This is a genomic window from Microbulbifer sp. VAAF005 (genome assembly GCF_030012985.1).
In the GTDB taxonomy this organism is placed as follows: domain Bacteria; phylum Pseudomonadota; class Gammaproteobacteria; order Pseudomonadales; family Cellvibrionaceae; genus Microbulbifer.
This window is the reverse complement of the sequence record NZ_CP120233.1, coordinates 815,593-838,942: the sequence shown is the minus strand read 5'-3', so window position 1 is coordinate 838,942 and position 23,350 is coordinate 815,593. Positions and strand designations below refer to the sequence as shown.

General features: G+C 44.0%; 19 protein-coding genes. 11 read left to right on the top strand and 8 right to left on the bottom strand.

What is annotated here, in order from left to right:
- The first annotated feature begins 299 nt into the window (after positions 1-299).
- Positions 300-1,010, top strand: coding sequence for an ion transporter (locus P0078_RS03635; RefSeq protein ID WP_282933118.1), 711 nt, complete (start codon positions 300-302; stop codon positions 1,008-1,010).
- 48 nt (positions 1,011-1,058) lie between these two features.
- Here the strand turns inward: P0078_RS03635 and P0078_RS03630 are convergent, their stop codons facing one another.
- The 3 genes from P0078_RS03630 to P0078_RS03620 form a co-directional block, all read right to left on the bottom strand.
- On the bottom strand, positions 1,059-1,667 hold the full coding sequence (locus P0078_RS03630; protein ID WP_282933117.1) for an OsmC family protein: 609 nt from the start codon (positions 1,665-1,667) through the stop codon (positions 1,059-1,061).
- A 149-nt stretch (positions 1,668-1,816) separates the two neighbouring features.
- Positions 1,817-2,272, bottom strand: a complete 456-nt coding sequence (locus P0078_RS03625; protein ID WP_282933116.1) for a hypothetical protein — start codon at positions 2,270-2,272, stop codon at positions 1,817-1,819.
- Between the two features lie 251 nt (positions 2,273-2,523).
- Positions 2,524-3,597: a 3-deoxy-7-phosphoheptulonate synthase gene (locus tag P0078_RS03620; protein WP_282933115.1), complete on the bottom strand. Its 1,074-nt coding sequence runs from the start codon at positions 3,595-3,597 to the stop codon at positions 2,524-2,526.
- 1,774 nt (positions 3,598-5,371) lie between these two features.
- Between P0078_RS03620 and nosR the strand changes: the two genes are divergently transcribed.
- From nosR to P0078_RS03570, 10 genes are all read left to right on the top strand, one after another.
- Entirely contained in the window at positions 5,372-7,462 is a 2,091-nt protein-coding gene (nosR, locus tag P0078_RS03615; protein ID WP_282933114.1) for a transcriptional regulator NosR, read from the top strand.
- A gap of 23 nt (positions 7,463-7,485) precedes the next feature.
- Positions 7,486-9,396: a TAT-dependent nitrous-oxide reductase gene (gene nosZ / locus P0078_RS03610; RefSeq protein WP_282933113.1), complete on the top strand. Its 1,911-nt coding sequence runs from the start codon at positions 7,486-7,488 to the stop codon at positions 9,394-9,396.
- A gap of 110 nt (positions 9,397-9,506) precedes the next feature.
- Positions 9,507-10,811 (top strand): nitrous oxide reductase family maturation protein NosD, encoded by a 1,305-nt coding sequence (locus tag P0078_RS03605; protein WP_282933112.1) that lies wholly within the window; start codon positions 9,507-9,509, stop codon positions 10,809-10,811.
- On the top strand, positions 10,811-11,134 hold the full coding sequence (locus tag P0078_RS03600; RefSeq protein ID WP_282933111.1) for an ATP-binding cassette domain-containing protein: 324 nt from the start codon (positions 10,811-10,813) through the stop codon (positions 11,132-11,134). Before P0078_RS03605 ends, P0078_RS03600 begins: the two co-directional genes overlap by 1 nt.
- Positions 11,056-11,739: an ATP-binding cassette domain-containing protein gene (locus tag P0078_RS03595; RefSeq protein ID WP_282933110.1), complete on the top strand. Its 684-nt coding sequence runs from the start codon at positions 11,056-11,058 to the stop codon at positions 11,737-11,739. The genes P0078_RS03600 and P0078_RS03595 overlap by 79 nt, the downstream gene beginning before the upstream one ends.
- Positions 11,736-12,566 (top strand): ABC transporter permease subunit, encoded by an 831-nt coding sequence (locus P0078_RS03590; RefSeq protein ID WP_282933109.1) that lies wholly within the window; start codon positions 11,736-11,738, stop codon positions 12,564-12,566. Before P0078_RS03595 ends, P0078_RS03590 begins: the two co-directional genes overlap by 4 nt.
- Positions 12,567-12,581: 15 nt before the next feature.
- Positions 12,582-13,124 (top strand): nitrous oxide reductase accessory protein NosL, encoded by a 543-nt coding sequence (locus P0078_RS03585; RefSeq protein ID WP_282933108.1) that lies wholly within the window; start codon positions 12,582-12,584, stop codon positions 13,122-13,124.
- Between the two features lie 713 nt (positions 13,125-13,837).
- Entirely contained in the window at positions 13,838-14,053 is a 216-nt protein-coding gene (locus tag P0078_RS03580) for a hypothetical protein (protein WP_282933107.1), read from the top strand.
- Positions 14,054-14,055: 2 nt separating this feature from the next.
- Complete coding sequence (locus tag P0078_RS03575) at positions 14,056-17,367, top strand: sialate O-acetylesterase (protein WP_282933106.1); 3,312 nt, start codon at positions 14,056-14,058, stop codon at positions 17,365-17,367.
- Positions 17,368-18,141: 774 nt separating this feature from the next.
- On the top strand, positions 18,142-19,443 hold the full coding sequence (locus P0078_RS03570; protein ID WP_282933105.1) for an MFS transporter: 1,302 nt from the start codon (positions 18,142-18,144) through the stop codon (positions 19,441-19,443).
- Between the two features lie 724 nt (positions 19,444-20,167).
- Here the strand turns inward: P0078_RS03570 and P0078_RS03565 are convergent.
- From P0078_RS03565 to P0078_RS03545, 5 genes are all read right to left on the bottom strand, one after another.
- A complete protein-coding gene (locus tag P0078_RS03565; protein WP_282933104.1) occupies positions 20,168-21,154 on the bottom strand; it encodes a transposase in 987 nt (328 codons plus the stop codon).
- A 129-nt stretch (positions 21,155-21,283) separates the two neighbouring features.
- A complete protein-coding gene (csrA, locus tag P0078_RS03560) occupies positions 21,284-21,475 on the bottom strand; it encodes a carbon storage regulator CsrA (RefSeq protein ID WP_282933103.1) in 192 nt (63 codons plus the stop codon).
- Positions 21,476-22,042: 567 nt separating this feature from the next.
- Positions 22,043-22,240 carry a hypothetical protein gene (locus P0078_RS03555; RefSeq protein WP_282933102.1) on the bottom strand — a complete coding sequence of 66 codons (198 nt, stop codon included), beginning with the start codon at positions 22,238-22,240 and terminating at the stop codon, positions 22,043-22,045.
- A 147-nt stretch (positions 22,241-22,387) separates the two neighbouring features.
- A complete protein-coding gene (locus P0078_RS03550; RefSeq protein WP_282933101.1) occupies positions 22,388-22,660 on the bottom strand; it encodes a hypothetical protein in 273 nt (90 codons plus the stop codon).
- Between the two features lie 218 nt (positions 22,661-22,878).
- The gene (locus P0078_RS03545) at positions 22,879-23,328 is read right to left on the bottom strand and encodes a PaaI family thioesterase (RefSeq protein WP_282933100.1); all 450 of its coding nucleotides are present in this window, start codon (positions 23,326-23,328) and stop codon (positions 22,879-22,881) included.
- Positions 23,329-23,350 lie beyond the last annotated feature (22 nt).

The window sequence follows — 23,350 nt, the reverse complement described above, 5'->3', positions numbered from 1 at the left end:
CTCCATATAGTTATGTATTTAAAATAGAAGTTTTTTGTATTGGGGGAGCTTTTGTTTGGATGTAGGGTGCTAATTGGACGGTGAGCGTCTTTATTGGTGCTTATATGTTTATGTCCCAGGGTGGCTTTGTAGGTGTGGTTTATAGAGATGTTAATACGCTCAGTATGAGTGATTTTGACATGTGTCACACTAAGGGGGCTTGATTTGGTATCTATAAATGTGGGGTGGTGGGTTGTTAATTGGTGCATGTTATACTGCGATTTAAATATTTAGCTATTTAAACTGGGACTCCAAGAGTGATGTTGAGTGCGAGAAGGTTGATTGACAATTATGAAAGCAAATCAGGGAAGTATTTCTCTATATTTATTCAGTGTTTGATAGTCGCATCGTTAGTTTCATTTTCAATTAGTACTATCCCGGATTTAACTCAAAGTCAGAAGGGTTTTTTGCATGCCTTTGAGGTTTTCTCGGTGATAGTTTTTACTGTGGAATATCTAGGTCGAGTATATGTCGCAAAAAATAAGTTGAACTTTATATTTAGTTTTTATGGTTTGATTGATCTTCTGGCATTCTTGCCATTTTATATTGCTTCGGGGTTGGACTTAAGGGCGCTTAGGGTTGTTCGGTTATTTCAAGTTTTTAGGGTTCTTAAGCTATTGCGTTATAGTAAAGCTGTGGCTAGATTTAGCCGTGCATTTCGTATGGTCAAAGAGGAGTTAGTTCTGTTTGGTGTGACTGCACTGATTTTACTTTATTTGGCTGCGGTGGGTATCTATTATTTTGAGAATACTGCCCAGCCAGAACAATTTAAATCTATCTTTCATAGCTTGTGGTGGGCAGTAACAACCTTGACCACAGTAGGATATGGCGATATGTACCCAGTTACTCTCGGAGGAAGAGTATTTACTTTCTTTGTTCTTTTGATCGGTTTGGGAGTGGTTGCGATTCCCACAGGGCTCGTTGCTTCCGCCTTATCTAAAGCTAGGCTCGAGGAAATGGATGACAATTAGGCGCGGTAATAGAGTATGGCCTCGTAGATTGGGAGGCCATACTTGGGTTTAATCAAATTCAATAGCTTTGTTGTTAATGAATAGTTGGGTATCGACCGGTGTCGCGCTAGCAACGGTTTGAAGGGACATGCAGGCTTGCCGGCAACAATGCATAAATTCCACCAGTTTTTCTTCGGGCTCATCGCTTTCAATAATTAAGTGTATCTCTACCTTGTCACCTTTACCGAATACATTTTCAGGTCTGATGCCCCCCAAGTTTAAAGTCGTTGAGAATTCAGTTTTCTGTTCTAGCCTTACATTCTTTAGATTAATTGCCGCGAGTTTTGCTAGCATTTCGATGTGAGACATCATGCAAAGGGCTAGACCTGCAGAAAAGTACATAATTGGAGACGGGGCACTGCCTCTACCGCCAACTGCTGTGCCTTCATCACAGATCAGTTCCCAGGTTCCACCATTAGGAACATTGGAAAATATGGTGGCTTTCTTTAGATGATGCCCCTCAGGCATTTGCTCGACATTAATATGAGCGTGAAATTTAAGTAGTTCGCCCTGCTTCACTTTATCGAGGTGAGGCGGAGAAAAAGTGACTTGGTGGGCATCTTCATCTAATTTGCGAGCAATAGTAGAGCTCGACATTTCCCACTGAATTGAGTCCATTTCGAAGCTCCTGGCTTTTGTTTGATTTGACTGAGAGGTAGGATAGTGTAGATTCAGATATACTGCTAAAGCTCGGAAATAACTGTATCAGCTGTATAGAGTAAGGTGGGATGGCAAGTAGTCCCACCACTTATCGGATAATAGGGGAGCTAGTCGAGTAGAGGGAGCGCGGTAAATAGTGCAAGTTGATGTGCGTAAGCCATCGCATCTTCCCTGGAGGGAAAGATCTGAGCCTGAATGTAATCTCTCCTATTGCTATGGAGAAAAACCAATATAACCTGCCAGCTGGAAAGGTTACTTTTACGATTAGTATTGTGAGGTGAGTAAGGGATAACTTTAACTCCCTTAAAAGCTTCTAGAGATTGCGTTTCCGTCCAGCAGTGCCATAGGGCTTGCCGCTTGGAGATATAGCTTTTTGATTCTCCATCGATGTAATGTGTTGCCTTGAAGGAAAGGGTGACTATAGATAAAAGTGTACACAGCGCGGTGGCAAGCCAGGAGATGGTAGAGCCACCATCAAGGGCAAAACTAAGGCTGACTATCAGCCAGGTCAGAGTAAACCCACCAATAATATAGGTGGCCACCTTGTTGGACTGCAGTTCCATGTTTGCCGTCTTCCTATTTTCCTCTAGGTACAAGATTAGGCGCCAGAATCCGACCACAACTAACTAAGCCGCTAATGCACACTTTGCTGGCTTGAGGGAATATATGACAGATGTGTATCACGGCACGGCAAAAGTACCCCTTTTGTAGGGGCTTTATCAAGTGGGGAGTGTAATTTAATAAAGGGCAGATATTACAATTATCAGCAAATGATAGGAAAGAGGCCCGTAAGGGGCCTCTTAAGAAAGTCTGTCTAAGAAATGCGCACTTTAAGGGGCTCACGTAGTTGCTCAGCCATACTCAATAGCAGAGTCTCGGTAGTTTCCCAATCGATACATTTATCGGTAACAGAAACTCCATATTCCATATCGTCCAAATTTGGTAGGATTTTCTGGTTGCCAGCCTTCAGGTTGCTTTCCACCATAATGCCAATAATCGACTGATTACCATCGAGTATTTGGTGGGTCACGTTGTCGACCACGAGGGGTTGTAACTCATGGTTTTTATTGGAATTGGCATGACTGCAATCGACCATAATGTTTGGCACGATATTGGACTTGCGCAGCTCCTGCTCGCACATCGCAACACTTACCGAGTCGTAATTTGGTTTGTCATTACCTCCCCGTAGTACCACGTGACCGTATGGGTTGCCTGCAGTATGGATAATTGCGACTTGACCGCGCTTGTTGATACCGAGGAAGCGATGGGGGTTGGCAACAGACTGAAGGGCGTTGATAGCGACTTCCAGGCCACCATCGGTACCATTCTTAAAGCCTACGGCAGAGGAGAGGCCGCTGGCCATTTCCCGGTGAGTTTGTGACTCAGTAGTACGAGCGCCAATAGCAGACCATGAGATCAAGTCTTGCAGGTACTGGGGGGAAATCGGGTCCAGAGCCTCTGTTGCGGTGGGCAGTCCCAGTTCGGCGACGTCCAGTAGCAGTTTACGGCCAATATGCAGGCCTTCCTCAATCTTGAAGGAGTCGTTCAAATGGGGATCGTTGATCAGGCCTTTCCAGCCAACTGTAGTGCGGGGCTTCTCAAAGTAGACACGCATTACAATCAGCAGAGTATCGGAGACCTTATCTGCAATCGCCTTCAAGCGCTTGGCATAATCCATTGCTGCGTCCACATCGTGTACGGAGCAAGGCCCGATAACCACCATCAGGCGGTGGTCTCTGTGATCAAGGATGTTGCGCACGGCGGCGCGCCCTTTGGCGACGGTCGCCTCAGCGGCATCGCTAATGGGGAGTTCTGCTTTCAGCGTCTCCGGGCTGATCAGTACTTCCTGGGAGACAACATTTAAGTCGTCGAACTGCTGTGTGGTCATGGCGTCTTCTGGTTTCTCTATTCCTTGGTACCGCGCTGCACCTGCAGGCGGAGTACCTATCCTACTTTGCCATACAGAATAGGGCGAGGGTTTCATTTGCAACCAAATATTTGGCCCTTTTTTGGGATGGCCATTATCCTTCCACTTAAAGACAGGTTGGCAAATAGTAAGAGGTATTCAGGGGCTCCTTAAGCGTGGATTACAGGCGACTTCGCCATGTTGGGACTAACTGAAGCTTCATCATATTCTATAGATCGGAATTACTATAGAAGAGGTGGCGAAACATTGCTCTTTCTGGCGGAAATATACTCGTACCGGAATGCCACGAAATAACCTAGTAAATCCAGAAAGGTTCAAGCTGAAGGTAACCGCAACCGTATTGTAGATCTCGCAAAGGGCTTAGACGTTGCTCCTATCATCTAGTGTTCCCAAAGTCTGCAAAGATACTAGCTGAGCTATCCCGACGCTTTTTAGAAAACAGCTTTATTCATAAACAGGGTAAATTGAAGAGTACTCATGAATGAAGCATGAGAGATGCGGTGAGCTATCGGAGCTGGTGATATCAGCGGTCAAAATCGTGATCCGGGCGCTGAGTAAGTTTAAGGGTAGTTGGATGCCGGTTCCCAATCGCCAGTGAGATCCCCCGCTTCTTTATTGGTTTACTGAGCGATTAAGGCATTAGTACATAACCAGTTAATCTGCCTCTTTTAACCCTTGGTGTTTTATGTCCAGCGTCTCTCCAGCTTCTAGGGTAATAAATCGTTTAGCCACGTCCTGCATTACCAAAAGGCCTGCAAGTTATTACGGGATTTTTTACATTAGTCAAGTAGGTTAACCAACCGGCGGTATGTCTTGCTAGGATTTGATAAGCAACTCCCGTGAGAAAGATCACTTTTAATTGTTAATAGATGTAGCAAAGTTGCACTTTTTAAAACTCAGACTCTTGGTGTCTGTAAAAGTGTAGATTCTATTTTTTTGTCGTCACTACTCCCCCGCCCAAAATATCTCTTTTGCCAAGCAGTAATTTAGGCGTAATCAATTTTTTTCAGGATGCGATAAGTATCCGATAAGTCAAATAAGTAATTATTCGGTTTGCTGTCAAAAAGGTGTAGCGTTGAGGCAAGTTGGGGCTAAAATGTCCCTGCCCGAAGCTTTACATCTATTTAAGTTTCTACTGCCTACCAATCCATGCAGCATTCTGGCTTTCGCAAGCTAAAATCCCTAAAAACTTGATAGACATCAAGAAACTTCAAAGCTTGTCCTTCTAAACTTTCACTTGAGATGAATCATCTCGAGTGAAATAGGGGATATCATTATGTCTGTTTCATCCAAAGATATAATACTGGCAATCTGTGCCGTCTTACTGAGCGTACCGATCTCCTTGAATCAATCCGAAGAACCAAAGCTATTACTAAGCCTGGCAATCGAAATACAAAGAGTGGCCGACGAGATAGTATTTTCTGGCATACCAGAAATTACTTATAAGCAAGGCTATCAATATAGAGCACGAGATACGTTATCTTCAAGGAAATACGATGCAGAGGTAATTTAGATCTGGGATGTAGATCATCGTATTCATTTGTTTATGTTACTTGCCTAACTTAAGTAAAAGTACTTTATGTCCAATACAATCATAGTCGGGATTTCTACCCAGCAATAGGTATCACAAAGGTTGCTAATGATGAAAGGATGTTACAGATTATTAGCCGATTCTTGGGTGTATCTATGCTTTAGTGTATTGCTATTTTTTGCTTTACCTAATGGTGCACAGTCAATGGTGCCAGTTAGTGAAGAGCAACAAAGGGAAATTATATTCCAGGTATTTCCTGGAGCTACCAAAATTACTAATAAAGAATCTCTGGTTGATGGGCAGTTCTTAATTCGGCGCATTTATAAAGATGATGTTGAAATCGGATATGCCTTCAATACCAATGATATTGTAAAAATCCCCGCCTATTCGGGTAAGCCCATCAATACTTTGATTGTGATGGGAAAGGATGGGAAGTTTTTGGCTGTTCAGGTGCTTGAGCATCATGAGCCTATTCTATTGGTAGGTATTCCAGAGCAGGGACTTTTTGATTTTGCAAATAGATATCAAGGCTTGAGTGTTACTGACCATATTCGCGTAGGTAATGATAGTAGTGAAGAAAAGCACCATATAGATATGGTGTCCGGTGCTACTGTTACAGTTAGGGTGGTAAATGAGACTATTATGCGTGCTGCTCGAAAAGTTGCGCGTCATTTAGGTCTTGCAGGGCTTTCCCTTAGAACTGTAAAAGTTCGAGCCAGTATAAAATCAGAGAAATTTTCCGAAGCCGATTGGGGCAGTTTGACGGAAGATGGTTCAATTCGGAGGCTTTTACTTAAGCGTAAGGATGTCGATTTAGCTTTTGTAGGCACCAAGGCTGAAAACCAAACGGCTAAAAATCCTGAAGAAGCAGAGAAAGCATTAATAGATCTATATTATGCGCCGGTTAATATACCGTCTATTGGTAGAAATTTATTAGGTGATTCTCAGTATGACTGGCTAATGAGCGAGATTAGTCCTGGTGATAGTGCGATTGCAGTGATGGGAAGGGGCGATTACTCCTTCAAGGGTAATGGCTACGTTCGCGGTGGGATCTTTGACCGTACCCAGTTGCTACAAAACGGTAAGGTCATCAGTTTTCATGACTCAGATTACTATAGACTTGATGATGTTTACATTGATGGTTTCCCCGGATTTGAGGAAATGGCGATCTTTGTTATTCGGGACCATTATGATTTTGATCCAGGAGAAGCCTGGCAGCTGGAATTATTGGTTCGTCGTCAGATTGGAGCGCTAGATAGCGTATTCACCAGCTTTTATGGTGATTATTTAACTCCGGAAAAATACTTGTCACGTCCTGAATTAATCAGTTCTGATTTAGAGCCAGAATCTGAAGCCCTATGGGTTAGCATCTGGCATGAAAAGGCATTCCAGATCGGGATATTGTCCGTAGCACTATTTGTGCTACTCGGGATTGTCATTTTTCAGGATATTCTCGTCCGCTATCCTCGACTGATGCAGAATCTTCGTCAAGGGTACCTGATATTCACACTTGTCTTTATTGGGTGGTATACGTTAGGGCAGCTCTCTGTAGTTAATGTTTTTACTTTTCTACATACGTTCCAGGGGAATTTTCAATGGGACTTGTTCCTGCTTGATCCCATACTTTTCCTTCTCTGGAGCTTTGTTGCAATGACTATGTTGCTGTGGGGGCGGGGAATTTTCTGTGGTTGGTTATGTCCATTTGGTGCCTTTCAGGAACTTATTAATGAAGCCGCTCGGCGGTTAAAAATTAAGCAGTTCGAGATTCCTTTTGCCGTACATGAGCGCCTCTGGGCAATCAAGTATGTGATTCTTCTTGTGTTATTTGCAGTATCTTTGGAATCTCTGTCTGAAGCTGAGTATTACTCTGAAGTAGAACCATTTAAAACCACTTTCCTGCTGAAATTTAATAGGGAGTGGGGGTACGTGGTTTATGCCGCTGTGCTACTTATAGTCAATATTTTTACCCGCAAGGTGTATTGCCGTTATATCTGCCCACTTGGGGCAGCCTTGGCTATTCCTGCTCGCCTACGTTTATTTGACTGGCTGAAACGCCGTAAAGAGTGTGGTCAGCCGTGCAGGGTATGTAGCAATGAATGTGAAATACAGGCGATTCACCCAGATGGTTCAATCAATGCCAATGAGTGTCATCACTGTTTGGATTGCCAGGTAACTTATTATCGAAATGACAAATGCCCCCCGCTGGTGATTAAAGCTAAAAAACAAAATAGGCAAAAAGCGGCAATGGAAAGAATAAAAGCTCTGGATGTGACTGAGTCGGTACCAAACACTTAATCCTTTTAATGGGGAATGTGAGAATGATAGATCCGAAAGATAAAGACCTACCTACGGTTGATACGGAAAACTCGCAGCTAACAGAGCATGTGAAAGTTAGCAGGCGTTTATTTCTCAGTGGTTCAGCGGCATTGGCGGGTATCGCAAGTACGCTTGGGGCAGGAGTTGGGAGTACTTTATTATCCTCCAGTGCTCAAGCTTCCACTAGTGATGATGGTTCAGTTCGCCCAGGGGAGCTGGATGAATACTATGGCTTCTGGAGTGGAGGGCACTCTGGCGAAGTGCGTGTTCTCGGGTTGCCATCCATGCGAGAGTTGATGCGAATTCCAGTATTCAATGTAGATAGTGCAACTGGTTGGGGTATTACTAATGAGAGCAAAGCCATCCTGGGAGAAAATGCCCCGTTAAATGGTGATAGCCACCACCCACATATGTCGATGACCGATGGTCATTATGACGGTAAGTATGTTTTTATTAATGATAAAGCAAATACTCGAGTTGCGAGGATTCGCTGCGACATTATGAAGGCTGACAAAATCACCACCATTCCGAACTGTCAGGCTATTCATGGGTTGCGGGTACAAAAAGTACCTTATACCAAGTATGTATTTGCCAACGCTGAATTCCGGATTCCCCATCCAAATAATGGCCTAAACATGGATGATGTACCGGGTTATTACACTCTATTTAGTGGTGTAGATGCAGAAAGTATGGATGTGGCATGGCAGGTAATAGTGGACGGTAACCTCGACAATACCGATGCGGACTATACAGGGAAGTATGCATTCTCTACCTGTTATAACTCAGAGGGTGCGATTGATCTCACCGGCTCTATGAAGGCGGAACGGGACCATCTGGTTATTTTCAATATTGAGCGTATTGAAGCCGCCGTAAAAGCGGGCAGGTTTACCACTCTGGAAGGCTCAAAAGTGCCGGTGCTAGATGGTCGAAAAGGTTCTGATCTAACACGCTATGTACCGGTTCCCAAAAATCCTCATGGTATTAATACAGCTCCGGATGGAAAGTATGCAGTAGCCAATGGGAAGCTATCGCCTACGGTGACAATGTTCCAATTAGACAAGTTTGATGCCTTGTTCGAAGATAAAATAAAACCGCGCGATACCGTTGTTGCTGAAGTAGAGCTGGGGTTAGGGCCATTGCATACCGCATTTGATGGTAAGGGCAATGCCTTCACTACATTGTTTATTGATAGTCAAGTATGTAAATGGAATGTGGAAAAAGCCATTCATGCATACAATGGTGAAAATGTTGATTACATTTTGCAAAAATTGGATGTTCATTATCAACCGGGTCACAATCATACCAGTATGGGAGAAACCCGTGATGCCGATGGCAAATATTTGGTATCACTACAAAAATTCTCCAAAGACCGCTTCTTACAATGCGGGCCCTTACATGCCGAGAATGACCAGTTAATTGATATATCTGGCGATGAAATGAAGCTGGTACATGATGGCCCAACTTATGCGGAGCCCCATGACTGCATGATTGTACATCGTTCCAAGGTAAAAACCCGGAAGTTGTATGACCGTAATGACCCTACGTTTGCCGCCACTATTGCGATGGCAAAGGCTGATGGCGTCGATGTTTATAGCGAAAATAAAGTAATACGCGATGGCAAAAAAGTGCGTGTTTATATGACCTCAGTCGCACCCGTTTACGGCATGAATGAGTTTCGGGTAAAGCAGGGAGATGAGGTTACTGTGGTTGTTACCAATCTTGACCAGATTGAGGATGTTACCCATGGATTTTGCATGGTAAACCATGGCGTACAAATGGAAATAAGCCCACAACAAACTGCCTCCGTAACCTTCACTGCTGATAAACCAGGAGTTCAGTGGTTCTATTGCAACTGGTTCTGTCATGCGCTGCATATGGAAATGCGTGGTCGCATGCTGGTGGAACCTGTTTAACAAGTATAGATACCCGGCAGGGCTAAATTCCTGTCGGGTTTATTTGAGGAGTGTCCATTCTGAATTTTTCCAGAAAAATTTTGGGCCTTATAGCTCTTTTGGGTAGCTGCATGGCCAATGCAGCTGTCATTTCCCTAACCCCGCAGGATGATTTGCAACTAGCACTGGATCGGAGCCAAGTGGGAGACACCCTGATATTGGGAAAGGGGATGTATCCAGGAAACTTTATCCTTCGAAATACAATAGAGCTAACTTCGGAAGAGGGGGCCGTAATTGATGCGGGTGGCAAGGGCCATGCATTACAGGTTGAAGCAGAAAATAGCTATGTGCATCATTTGCAAATTATAAACTGGGGAGAAGACCTGACAAGTCAGGATGCCGCAATCCTTTTGTCGAGTTCTGCAATCGGAAGTCGTATTGAAAACAATAGTCTACATGGTGGCGGATTTGGTATCTGGGTGGATACGACCCGTGCAGCTAAGATTTTAAATAACAAAATACGAGGTAATCCAGGATTACGGGCAGCTGACCGTGGTAATGGTATTCACTTATTTAATGTGTCACAGGTTTTGGTTAAGGGAAACGAAATTTGGGAAACTCGGGATGGCATATATATCGATAGTAGTAATAACAATGAGTTGATTGGTAATTACTTACACGATTTGCGCTATGGCGTACACTACATGTATTCATACCACAATTTACTACAGGGTAACCTAACTGAAAATACCCGTACTGGTTACGCTTTAATGCAGTCAAAATATCTGAAAGTGCTAAATAATCGTTCGGTAAATGATGTGAACTACGGAATCTTGATGAACTACATCACGAATTCAGTCCTGCGAAATAATGATATTAAAGGCATCCAGAATCGCAACAATCCTCATATGCAAAAAACGAGCATTAAGAAGGCGAAAATAACTGGGCTGGAAGGCAAGGCGCTATTCATTTACAACTCACTATTCAATGAATTTGCTGGTAATAGGTTTGCCGATAGCGATATTGGTATCCACCTGACAGCGGCATCTGAAGATAATGCACTAAAGGGAAATTCTTTTGTAAATAATAAAACTCAAGTGAAGTATGTATCCAGTCGTGGCCAGGATTGGGCAGGAAATTACTGGAGTGATTACCTGGGTTGGGATATGAACGGAGATGGTGTCGGTGATATTAAATATGAGCCGAATGATAGCGTTGACCAGATTTTGTGGAAGTTTCCATCAGCAAGGCTTTTGCTCAATAGCCCAGCAATAGAAACCCTACGTTGGGTGCAAAGACAATTTCCGGTGTTTAAAGGTCCTGGAGTGATTGATAGTCAACCATTAATGACTGAGACAATATGGAAGCAAGCAGAAACGAAACTTTCTGATGAGAGCGACTTTCTGCAGGAGCGTATTCAGGCAGGTGCAGAATAATGGGCCAAACAGGGAATATTGTTGAATTACAACAAGTAGGGAAGAAATACAGTGAAATTAGGGCTTTACAGAGCCTTGATCTGTATTTGAAAGCGGGTGAGGTTTTTGGTCTATTTGGACATAATGGAGCCGGCAAAACAACAATCATCAAATTGATTTTAGGGTTAATAGGTGCTTCCTCTGGCCGAATCAGCGTCTTTGGCAAAGATCCGGCTCAACAGGGGGGCGTGAATTTCGAAGTAAATTGGGATTCTTACAGGAGAATGTCAGCTTCTATGCTCAACTTACGGGTTTGGAAGTCTTGGAATATTTTGCTCAGTTAAAGGGAGCCACTCGAAAACAGTGTATGGAGCTACTTGAGCAGGTAGGCTTGAAAGATGCCTATGATCGGCGTGTTAAAACCTACTCTAAAGGGATGCGCCAACGCCTGGGGCTAGCGCAGGCATTACTGGGTAACCCGCGCTTATTGCTATTGGATGAGCCAACCGTTGGCTTGGACCCAATTGCCACTAGGGAGTTTTATCATACTATTGATCACTTAAAGCATCAGGGATGTACAATTGTACTTTGTTCGCATGTGCTACCAGGCGTTGAGAAATATTTAGATCGGGCGCTTATTTTGCGGCGGGGTAGGGTTCTGGCTACTGGTAGTATTGAGCAACTGCAAGACCAGGCAAGTCTACCTGCGGTATTCCAGCTAAAAGGACAATCCGGCTTGCTAGAAGAGCTGCCTCAAGAATTGAGGCCTTTGACCCGGAGTCATAGCAAGGGCGCAGAGCTGCTTGTACCTATGGATGAAAGAATGCAAGCTCTGCGGATACTTACGAAGTTAAGAAGTATTGATAAGATCGATATTCAATTACCCTCTCTCGAAGACCTATACACCTACTTTAATCAGCAGCGCTTTGACCAGGAGGGTGTTTTATGACGGGCTCGATATTTGTCGTTGCCGCAAAGGAGTTTCGAGATGGCTTGCGTAACCGTTGGGTGTTATCAATATGTATTATATTCTCGGTATTGGCAACAGGCTTGGCATACTTTGGAGCTGCAGCAGCGGGAAAGGTTGGTTTTAGCTCTCTATCAACAACAATTGTTAGTCTTGCAAGTTTAGCGGTATTTATTATTCCCCTGATCGCAATGATACTGTCATATGATGGCATTGTTGGTGAAGATGAAAGTGGTACTCTACTGCTATTAATGACATACCCTCTGTCCCGTACTCAGCTCCTATTAGGGAAGATGTTAGGGCAGGGCGCGATAATGGCATTTTCAACACTGGTAGGTTTTGGTTCTTCCGCAGTGGTGATTGGACTATTTTCCGCTCATACTTCCTGGAGCGAATTACTGATACCTTATATGGTATTTATTTCGTCTGCAGTTCTGCTGGGCTGGATATTTATTGCTATTGCCTATGTAGTTAGTGCTAGTGTATCAGAGAAATCCAAGGCGGCCGGTATAGCTATATTAATATGGTTTGTTTTTGTGCTGGTGTTTGATCTTGGCTTATTGGGGTTGTTGGTATCAACTGAGGGCAATGTAAATGCCGATCTGTTTCCCTATTTGCTATTAGTTAATCCAACGGACATCTTTCGGTTGGTTAACATTACTTATTTTGCGGACCAAAATCTCAGTGGATTTATGGCGCTTGCGAATCAATCCCAATTTTCATTATTCGGGTTGCTGGGTGGGATGTTGGTTTGGTTAGTGTTACCCACTAGTCTGGCACTGTATATTTTTAGTCGCCGTGAGTTATGAATTTGGGAGGGTGAGATGAAATATCTATTAGCGCATGCTTTTGTAATCAGAATATTGTTTCTGCTATTGATATTGGCTGCTTCATTAATAGGTTGTACAGCGGACAAGCAAATTTCTTTGGCTCATCAGGTAGTAGCGATTGAAAATGGTGAAGAATGTCATTTATGCGGTATGATCATTACCAACTACTCTGGCCCTAAAGGCCAGCTAATTAGTAAAGGAAAAGAGGGAAATCTCAAATTCTGTTCCACCCTCGATATGTTTGCCTTTATTGTAGATCCTGAAAATAGCCATAATATTCAGCAGGCCTTTGTACACGATATGGCGGTAACACCTTGGGACCGTCCTGATGAGGAAACCTATATAGATGCCCGCAAGGCCTGGTATGTGATAGGGCATGCGAAGCAGGGCTCCATGGGGGCAACATTGGCAAGTTTTGCTAGGCAGCAGGATGCCCAAGCTTTCGCTGATGTAGAGGGCGGCGAAGTGTTAAGTTTTGATCAAATCAATTTACAGACTTTGGTAGACATGTCCAGTGTGCATAAAAGCCCTATTTAGGGAGCTGTTGAATATCCTGTGTTATCGCTGCAGGCCTCAAAGGTTCGCCTTGCTGGGCTTTGAAAGCGACCCCGTGATTGTGAGCTGTTCGGGGAGCTGGAAGCATCGCTGAACTATTCATGGGCTCCTGAGCTTTGTTATGGAGACTTCAAACCAAGGGTAAGTGATGTGCTGTCTAAACTGACTAATCGGTAAAGGTGTTGTCGACATATTGATGAAGAATTAAGCAGATCATATTCTTTGTGAGTATTTTCTTTAAAGTTTGATCGTTAGTTTAAATGAGTGATTTTTCATTTACGGGTTGTTACTTGTGGGATTCGGTTTTTATATTTTCTGGCAATGGAGAATTTCTGAGGTCCTTTGAAGGTTAAAGATTAAGCGCTAGTGTCTAAAGCCTGGAGATGTGAAGTGATTATTTGTAAGTTAAAAATCGCAATATAATTAGATCTAGGGTACTGAGTAGAGGGCTTCTAATGTTAATAACTTTTCGAATATTTTAACGATAAGGTTCCATCTATTTGTTCAGCGAAAATTGTGTTCTTGTAAACATTTAATTATCAAAAATAATTGACAATTAAAGAGCGACATGAGTAAAGCTAGAATTTATATGAAATGTGAATCAGGCTGACCAAATCAAAGAACTGGTTCACGGCGCCATTCGGGGCATACCTATAAGCTGCGCCGGTAAATTCAGCATCTTTAAATGACAAATAATGTTTATACGTACCAATAGAAATTCCCAGCCTCAAAAGACATTAAAGAGTCCTTTTGTACTATTGCTAACTGCCATGCTTTTTGGCTGCGGCGGCGGTGGCGGCAGTAGTAGCGATGAGGCAACTCCACAGGAGGGTTCTGGTGGGGGAGTAGTAGATACTCCCTCAGGGGGAGTGCCAGTAACACTCTACCCATTGCCAATGACCAGCTGGTAGAGATGGCTGCACATGGCCGCCTTGCTAAATCCATATTTCTAGCCGCTTATGATGCGGATTTAGATTCACTAGACTATTCCATCCAGTCTGAACCGGCTCATGGTAGTTTAACGGGCAGTGGGCGGCGCTGGGAGTACCTCCCAGCGACAGATTTTACTGGTACCGATAGTTTCTCTTATTTAGCGTCAGACGGAAGCGGTGCAAGTAATATTGCGACGGTTACTATTGAGGTCGCGGCAAATGATTGTGTCAGCGATTTCTTGGAAGGACCTGCAGACAGCCTGTTGGTACATGTTCCTTCTCACTTGGAATTCCGTGATGTAGCCGGTGAAAACTCTGTGGTTGTTGAGGGTACGGCATTAACAGAAAGTGCATCTTCAGATCCTGATTTAGAAGGGCGCACAATGTTTGTCAGTCGCAATGATTTCAACAGCGCTGACATGACTGTAGACCTTCCCGAAAAAGATGATCTCACCTATTTTAGCTTGTCATTTAAGTTTATTCCGGATAGCAATGAAGGCGATGAAGTAATAGTTCGGTCTATTGCTGATCCTACAGGCAATAACAATGCAGGCAGTTTTTATGTAGGTACCAGCGGTGGTGATATTGTAGGACAGTTGGGGAGTCAGGATAGCCAACAATTTTCTAATGGTGAGAGCACTTTAAAAACTCGTAGCTGTAATCATGTCGCTATTACAGTCGATAATGGCACATTGACTACCTATTTAAATGGTGAGGCATCTTCTTCGGTTTCTATTGATAGTGATAGTTACTCCAGTTTGGGTGATATGCTGCAATTCGGACCCTTTGCAGGAAAAATTTGGGATGTACGGCTCTATGAGCGTGTGTTGACATATGATGATGTCATGGATTTGGGGGGCAGCAAGTGTAATGAATCCATGATTGCTGCCAGTCCCTATGATGGCTACAACAATTACCTTTGTTCAACCTATCAGTGCCAGTGGTGGTCCGATGATACTGATAAGACCATGGCTAACTTTGAGCACTATATAGTGGCTCAAGAGAGGGTTTGGGAAAGGAATATCTTTGAGGCCGGAATGTACGGCAAAGGTGAACTTTGCACCTACTTCAGCGATGAGGGATCTACCCGTGATCTGGAGTTGAACGACGCGATTAGCAATACTTTTGTTAAGGATTATACCCTTGAAGATAATCCGCTTACCCAGTCTAATGCCCAGCACTGGATGCATGAGAACTTCCACTCTTATCAGGGCCGCTTGAATAGGGTTACCGGTGAAGCGAGTGGTAAATATACTTTGGAATCCTCTGCAAGCTGGGGAGCAGATCATAATATCCCGGGCGTTAAGGATAGCCTGTTGGGTTACTATACTCTCCACCCGCATATTTCTCTTTGGGCCATACAAGACTCTCCTGTTGATCATCAATACGGTTATGACTTTAAAGGCGGGCATCAGTACGGCGCTTATATTTTCTGGTCTTGGCTTACAAATTATGCGGTTAGCAAGGACCTGATGGGAGGTGTATTCCGCAATTCCAGAGATGGGCTCAACGACCTGGAAGCAGCCGATGCTTACTTAACAGCCCAAGGGCACGACATGAAAGCCCTGTTTGCCGATTTTGCTGCACAAATTACGACTTGGGATATGGTTGAGAGTGAGGCCTATCAGATTTCGGAGGCGGCCTCTTTGAGTAGAATGTTGAGTGAGCACCCCGATGCCAGTACCCACGATAATAAGTACACTCAAACATTTGACCAGGAAGGGACGGGTAATAGCTGGACCGATATGGATACTGGTTTTGTGCCAGGCTCTTGGGCTTTTAACGCCTTTAAAGTGGAAGGCATCACTGAAGATAGCAATTACACCATTGCTGTCAAGGTCGATGCTGACAATAACCCAGCGCATGCTGACTTCCGTGGTCGCGCAGTGGTTTATAACCCGTCTACCGGTTCTCGCAGTTATTATCCTTTTGATATTGACAGTTCCGGAGAAGATTCAAGCACTATAGTGCCGGTACCTGCAAATCATGAGCTCTATGCACTGATAGTCACAACCCCTGATACCTTTAGGGACTTTGAGTTCTATGACTACGATTTTGCTATCTACCCGTCTGGAGGCGACGTGGATATTGATCCTGTGGGTGAGACGGCAAATGAGGATGTTGTAAAAGTTGTAGTCATGGCTGGCCAGTCCAATATGGAAGGCAACAACACTCGGTTAGATCGCTTGCAGGAGCTGATTTGTCACGCCAATGTGGATTATACCTATGGCGATGTTGACTGTGGTTCTACGGTGATTAGCGATGAGCAGATCACTGAGCAGTTTATCAACAATAGTGATTCACTGACTGACTATAACCAAAGGCTTAGTGAGGATGGTGAGGATTCTGTGGTCCAGAAACTTGGGCAATTCCTCTGCCGTGCGGGTAGTCTCGACTCCTATTCAGGTGAAACCTGTGATAGCCGTGATTTTGACCTGACTGACAGACTCTTCGCCACCATTAGTAGCTATTACTTCTCCTCAAGCGATGGTTCGTATGGGTATAACTACGATGCCTGGATGCAAATGAGTACTGCTATGGAAGTGGCTGAGATTTATGCCGATGGCCACCTAGACGCAGATCTTGAAGGTGCTCTGGATAATGTTAACGTACTCCAGTATCAGGGTTCATTGAGTGATACAGGTTCTCTCTCATTCTCTGAGCGCTATGGTGAATTGTTCCCCAATTACGGCGTGTCTACTAACCGCTATGGACCAGAGCTCACTTTAGGGCACTATCTCGGTGAAGAGACTGAGAACGATCTGTTACTTTTAAAAGTGGTTCAGGGTGGTACTGACCTGAGAGTTGACTGGAAGGTCCCTGGCTGCCATGACTCCGCCGCTAATGAGTGGACCCAAGATGAGGAAAATCAGGAGTCTCTTTACACTGCGATGTTGGAGAAGATTGAGGCCTTGCGCGACCCTGAAGTCTTGGCTGGTTACTTTCCGCAGTATGAAAATAAGTCGATTGAAATCGATAGTTTTATCTGGTTCCAGGGTTGGAATGATGGAGGGCAAAGTGTAAATGAAAACAACTATGAGGCGAATTTGACCTGTCTGGTGAATGGCCTACGGGAAGCGCTAAATGATTATGACTTGCCCATTGTTATTGCTAAAAGCCACTATGGTGATGCCAGTGGAGCTATCCAGTCTGCCCAACAGTCTGTTGCAGACAACCTCTATAATGTTGAGGCTCATGAAACAGATGATCTCTCAGGTTATTACCATTTTGATCCAGCGGCGCATTTAGCGATAGGTAAGAGAATGAAAGAAGAGAGGGATAACTTACATTGATTTAGGACTCATTTACAGGGGTTAAGTAGTGGATAAAACCATCATTCTTAAGGTTTTATCCGCTCTGGCTTTGCCTTAAAGGCTTACAAGTTAACTCCAATATACTCTCAGGTTGCCTTGCTTTGGTATATCGCTTTGCCTAGGCCAAGCGAGGTACCTAAGACCTAATTTAAGTCGTTCATTCCTCACATTATTACAATTCCTTCAACTCATCGCTGCCTTTTTCTGGACCGGGAAAGGTGGTAGTGCTACCAGTAGAATTTTCCCTGATTAATGGCACTTACTACTCGTAGCGAAGCAAAACAAGCTTTACTTTATTTTGTGAAAACGCACAGCCCGACTAGAGTTTAATCTTTATATATGCGGCTAATTATTTACTTCTACAACTGGAGGCGAATGACATATGGGAATTTTGTTAAAAATTTTCGAATTACTCACCCTCTTCAGATATTCAAGTTGATACTGTGAGCGTTGGAGTATTGAATCACAAGGGGCAAATTGATCTTTAACATCTCGTGAGTTGTATTTTAGGAATCCTCACTTCCTAGGTGTGAAGAGTTAATAGTTTCTATCCTAATAGAAAGTTATGAATATCATTTGTGAATTGATCTAATCGCAACCCTTAATACCTAACATGGATTCGTGAGGTTGTAATTGCACTTGTATGTAATCGTGCTGATCCATCACAGTAGGTTAGAGTATGAATTTTAGCTAGGCATAGCCATAATTTATTACTATGCGATGGCGGCGTTTCAACCAGGAATGGTGATAAAGATGAGCAGGTCGGTACATGCTTTAATACTTAAGTTCGGTCTTGTTCAGGCTGGAATATCAGCTATAAGTGGGATGATTGCTCCGATTATATTCTTGTTGTTTATGAGTAAAGGAATCGAGCTTCATGAAATGGGTATATTGTTGGCAGTAGCAACAATATCCACTGTTGTTTTAGAGGTCCCGTTTGGGGCGCTTGCTGATAGATACGGGAGAAAAAAGACCTTTATAGCTGGCGAGCTGATTCTACTGTTTGTAGTGATAGGTTTTTGGTGGTCGTCTAGCTTTGCGGAATTGATTGTATTTATGATTCTTAATGGATTATCTATAGCTCTTTTCTCTGGAACTATTGATGCACTTTTTGTTGAGCAGTTTAATGTGGTTTCTAGAGATGGTGAAACAAACTTGATGGAAGCCCAAGCTTCAGTAAATATTTTCCAGATGATTGGCTTAGCTGTTGGGGCAGTATTTTCAGGACTTATCCCGGTATGGTTTTCATTTGTAAGTGATAGCTACGATTCTATAGGGTTTTATGAGGTGGGTTTTGTCTTTCTTGTTCCTTTAATATTAATACATATGCTTTGTACTTTCTATTTTGTTGGTGAATCAGAATCTATGGGGGAGCCAGTTGGTTCGAATTTTTTCCGCGAGGTTCACAGTACCATTAAGAGTGCTTTTGATGTGATTGTTGAGAATCCAGTCTTTAAACCACTTTTATTAATTGACTTCATAAGCGGGGTCGCATTCATTAGTTTAGAGCAACTTTGGCAGCCAATGCTTTCTACTTTAGTCGACAGCAAGGAAAGTCTTTGGTTGTTTGGTATTCTATTTGCGTTAAATTATGTTTGTATGGCGGTAGGGCAGGGATGCTCCATTCCCTTGTCAAGAGTTTTTAAAAATAATTATTCGAATATGCTATTGGTGCTTGAGTTCTGTACAGGACTACTATTTTTTATATTTGCAATTCAAAGTGATTTGTATGGTTTTATAGTTGTATATTTACTATTGCATGTTGTTGTTGGGATTTCGATGGCTCCAGGATCGGCAATGTTTCACGAGAAAATTCCAGAATCTAGAAGATCAACAATACTATCGGTGAAATCTTTAATTGCACAAGGGGGTGCGACGGCAGGGGCTTTAGTGGCAGGGTATACAGCTCACTATTTTAGTATTTCTATTGCGTGGTCTATTGCTGGATTTGTGTTTATTATTTCCTCTTTCCTTTATCTATTGCCGTCTATCTCGAACTTGTCAAAAGATATGGCTATTGTGCTAAACAAGAGGTTTCAGCCACAACCCGAGTAGTACTTTCTGCGCTCAATAAAAATCTGAGTTGATGGTATGTAAATAGCTATCAATATTTTATTGATATGTGGGCTCTGAAATCTGGAATGTGCATTAATTGATGATGAGAATCTTCCTATATCCAAGTTGTATATCTCGTGCGTATAGCAGTTCATTGAATCTAGTGAGTCTCTGAATAATTCCTCAAATTAATCCAGGAATTAGAAATTAATCCAGAGAAATTAATCCAGGACATCCAAAGAACATCCAAAGAATGGAGAGTCGGAAGCTAGACAAGAATTTTTTCGCCACCACTTGGTAGCCGGTATATCTGTCTCAAAATAGATGGCAATTTGGCGTTAAAAGATCATTTTGGGAGTCCATAGGGAATCAGGTGGGGTGTAGAGTCGGGAGCGATGGAATCTAGGGGCAGCTGATAAGCGGATTTCTGTAATCTAGCAGGGGGCGGGGCAAAGAAAGCGCTGGCAATCGGGCAGCCCGTGTACCCAGCGTTTGATGGAAATTATCCAGGACATCCAGGAAATTATCCAGGACACCCAAAGAATGGAGAGTCGGAAGCTAGACAAGAATTTTTTCGCCACCACTTGGTAGCCGGTATATCTGTCTCAAAATAGATGGCAATTTGGCGTTAAAAGATCATTTGGGGAGTCCATAGGGGGTCAGGCGGGGTGTAGAGTCGGGAGCGATGGAATCTAGGGGCAGCTGATAAGCGGATTCCTGTAATTTAGCAGGGGGTGGGGCTAAGAAAGCGCTGGCAATCGCGCAGCCCGTGTACCCAGCGTTTATTTTGCTGCGCACAGACCTGGCGTACCGCTTCCGCCGAGCCCACCAAGCGTTTAAAGCGGCTTTCAAAATTGCGGTTTAGGTAGAGCCAGTGTTTTGGCGAAATACCCAGCCGATTTAAAATAGGTGGGATGTTTTCGGGAATTGCGCCGCGCTTTTTAGGGTGCAGCTGCCGGCCACTCCAGTCTACCAGCTCTAAATAGTGATCCAGCTGAAAAGGCAAGCCTTTAGGCATATCCCGGCGCTCTCCGCCCACCAGCGGCAGTAGGCTTTTGGGCTGCTGGCCTGAGATGGCTGTGTGGATGCGTTGCTGGATCGAAGTGTAATTGGATTCTTCTGGAGTTTTAGCGATACCAGCACGGATAGGGTTGAGGTCCACGTAAGCCAGGCAGGCGGCAAGGGCTCTTTCATCCAGCAAGGCCTGAGACTTGAAACGCCCTTCCCAGAAACGACCGGTGCAGTTGTCCTCGGCATTGGCCTGGCGGGCGATGGACTCGTTCAGGCAGCGCATAAACCAGCTGATATCGACCAGGCGCTCGCGCCAAAGGGATGTCACCTCCTGAAGTTTTTCCAGCTCGACGGCATCCAGGGCTTCACCGCGAAGATAACGTTGGCTCAGTGCAGAACCTTTGAAAAGTTGTTGCCAGCGTTCAATTATCTCGATAGTGGACCATGAGTTTGCTGTGTAGGTATCGATATAGAGCACAATATGAGTGTGATTACTCATTACCGCATAGGCAGCGATATCGAGAGCAAAGATTGAGGCCAGCTTATGCATCCTGGCCTCAATCCACCGGCGCCGGTGCTCATAGTCTTTTCCGGATTTAGCATCCCTACCGCAAAGGAACGCTCTACGCACACAGCGGGAGACACAGTGATAATAGGGTGTCGCATCGAGAGAGATTTGCGTGCTGCGTGGAAGAGTCATGGATTTTTATCTTTGACTGTATTTATATCCAGTATTTTGATCATTCTGCCTGTATTGTGTCAATTGACTTGACGCTTTAAGCTTCTACTTTGGGGTACTTTCGTGGGTGTCCAGAATTGTCGGCGTCCTCTACTTTGGTGGGTGTCCAGAATTGTCCCTTCTCCTCCTGATACGCACATAAATCTCTTCGCGGTAAACAGGCAGGGATTTGGGGGCATTGATCCCTATCTTCACTTGATTGCCCTTAACCTCCAATACTGTAACTGAGATATTGGTTCCAATTCTTAAGTTCTCGCCGGTCCGGCGCTTTAAAATCAACATGGTCATTTCCTGCAGAGATTAAAAATCGTGTGCGGATCTTCCGCATGGGGGATGCTTGGTAAGTAATGCGTGGCAGAAGTGAAGGGCGGTGCGCGAGAACGGTAAGCGTAGAATAAGAAAAGACAGACGCAACGCTGCCAGAGCTTGAAGAATCTCTTCAAGACTCTGAATCTGCTCCACTTTATTGAAGACGAGCGGGTTTCTAGCGTATTATCCACTGAGCCACTTTGATAGGTTAGTTATCAATTTGGTTAGCTGGCCCCTGGTGTGTCCGCACCTTGGGTCAGCGCCTTTTACTTACTCTTACGTCACGCTACCGTTCTCCTTTGAGAGATGAGGTTGGAAAGCTCTTGGGTTTCTTAATCTTTTGGTTGCGAGCCTATTCAGGCATGCTCAATTTCGGCCAAAATATCGATAAATATCTGTCAATTCTACGCAGCTTTGACACTAAAACAAACTGAATAAAATCTAATAAGATTATTTTCGTGCCTATATTTTTATGGACTTTATCTATAAAAATATCAACTTCCTATCAATAGTTTGCAATTGAATTGAGGTTGTCCTGATTTAACAAGCAGAATTAAAAATTAATAATGCCTCAGCAGCGGCCGCAGTAGCTTCGAATACTATACCTTCAGTGAGCGCATCGTCAGCTCCGATGCCAAGATCCAGATAGTTGGCACCTTCTACGATAAGCTCGGCCGGGTTCCCGGCACGGTCAATAATAGCGATACCATAGCCTGGCTGTACGACCAGGACGGCCACTTCGGGCTTTTAACCACCGAAGCCCATATCCGCCGGTTTGAATACCAGCCGAGCACCTATCATCGAATGGCTAGCTATACGGTGATCAATGAAGAAAAAGTCCTTCAGGAAAAACTGCCTGGGATGCCCCTTATCACCGGCCTATCGCTAGCCGCGCCGCCGATGGTGAAATCTTCTGCAGTCGTTATAACAGCCTAGGAAAGCGCCAACCCCCACGCGGTTGCCAAAGCTACTGGGGTAGGTTGCGTCTACAACAGTGGTAACCTGGCTTCCGGCGTACTGGCAGGGTGTTCGCTTGCACCATTTTCGATTGATCCCTGGAGTAAACGCCGCGATAGCAATTGGGGTTTCCTGGAGATCAGTGACCTGATCGGTAGCAGCTACTAGTTGATGGATAGTTTGAATAAGATCACGAATCACGAATTTACTGGCTATTAGCTGGTGGATGCCCTTTGTAGTGGTCTAATACTTCCGGACACTTCACCAAGGTGGTAAAGCTGCCAAGCGAAGTGAAGTATGGTAACTAAAGAAACAGGCTGTAAGAGCTGCTGCAAATAACCTGTGACGCGGGATAATAGAGTAAAATCAAGAAGAGAGTGGTGTGAAATTAGATTTTATCGCAACAATGCTTTCAATACCTACTCAGAAACTTCGAAAGCGTTTTCATCAATCAGCTCACCATCCAATGTTTCACTGCCACTACGATAGCGCATGGTCATTTGGCCGGTAGCAATTAAAGTTCCTTCACTGTCGTATACCTCTGTATATGAATAGAATATCTTTCGTCCAGTACTCGTTAGCTTACCTATCGCAGTGAGTTGATTAGTCTTGGCCTGACCGGTGAAATTTGCTGTTAAAGACAGTGTAAAGGCTCTACGACGGCGGTTGGGGTGGGGGCAGTAGAGGCCGCAGTAAGAGCCAGCGATATCGATTAATGTTGTAATAAAACCACCGTGGGGTACACCGTGGGTATTCAGGTGTTCCGGTTGTACTTCTACGCTGATTGCAACATGGCCTTCCTGCCAATTATCTATGGTTATACCTAGGTGGTCATTGAACGGGGGTTGTTTCTTGTTCTGCCAATTCATCTAATTTCACCTTAGAAAGTAA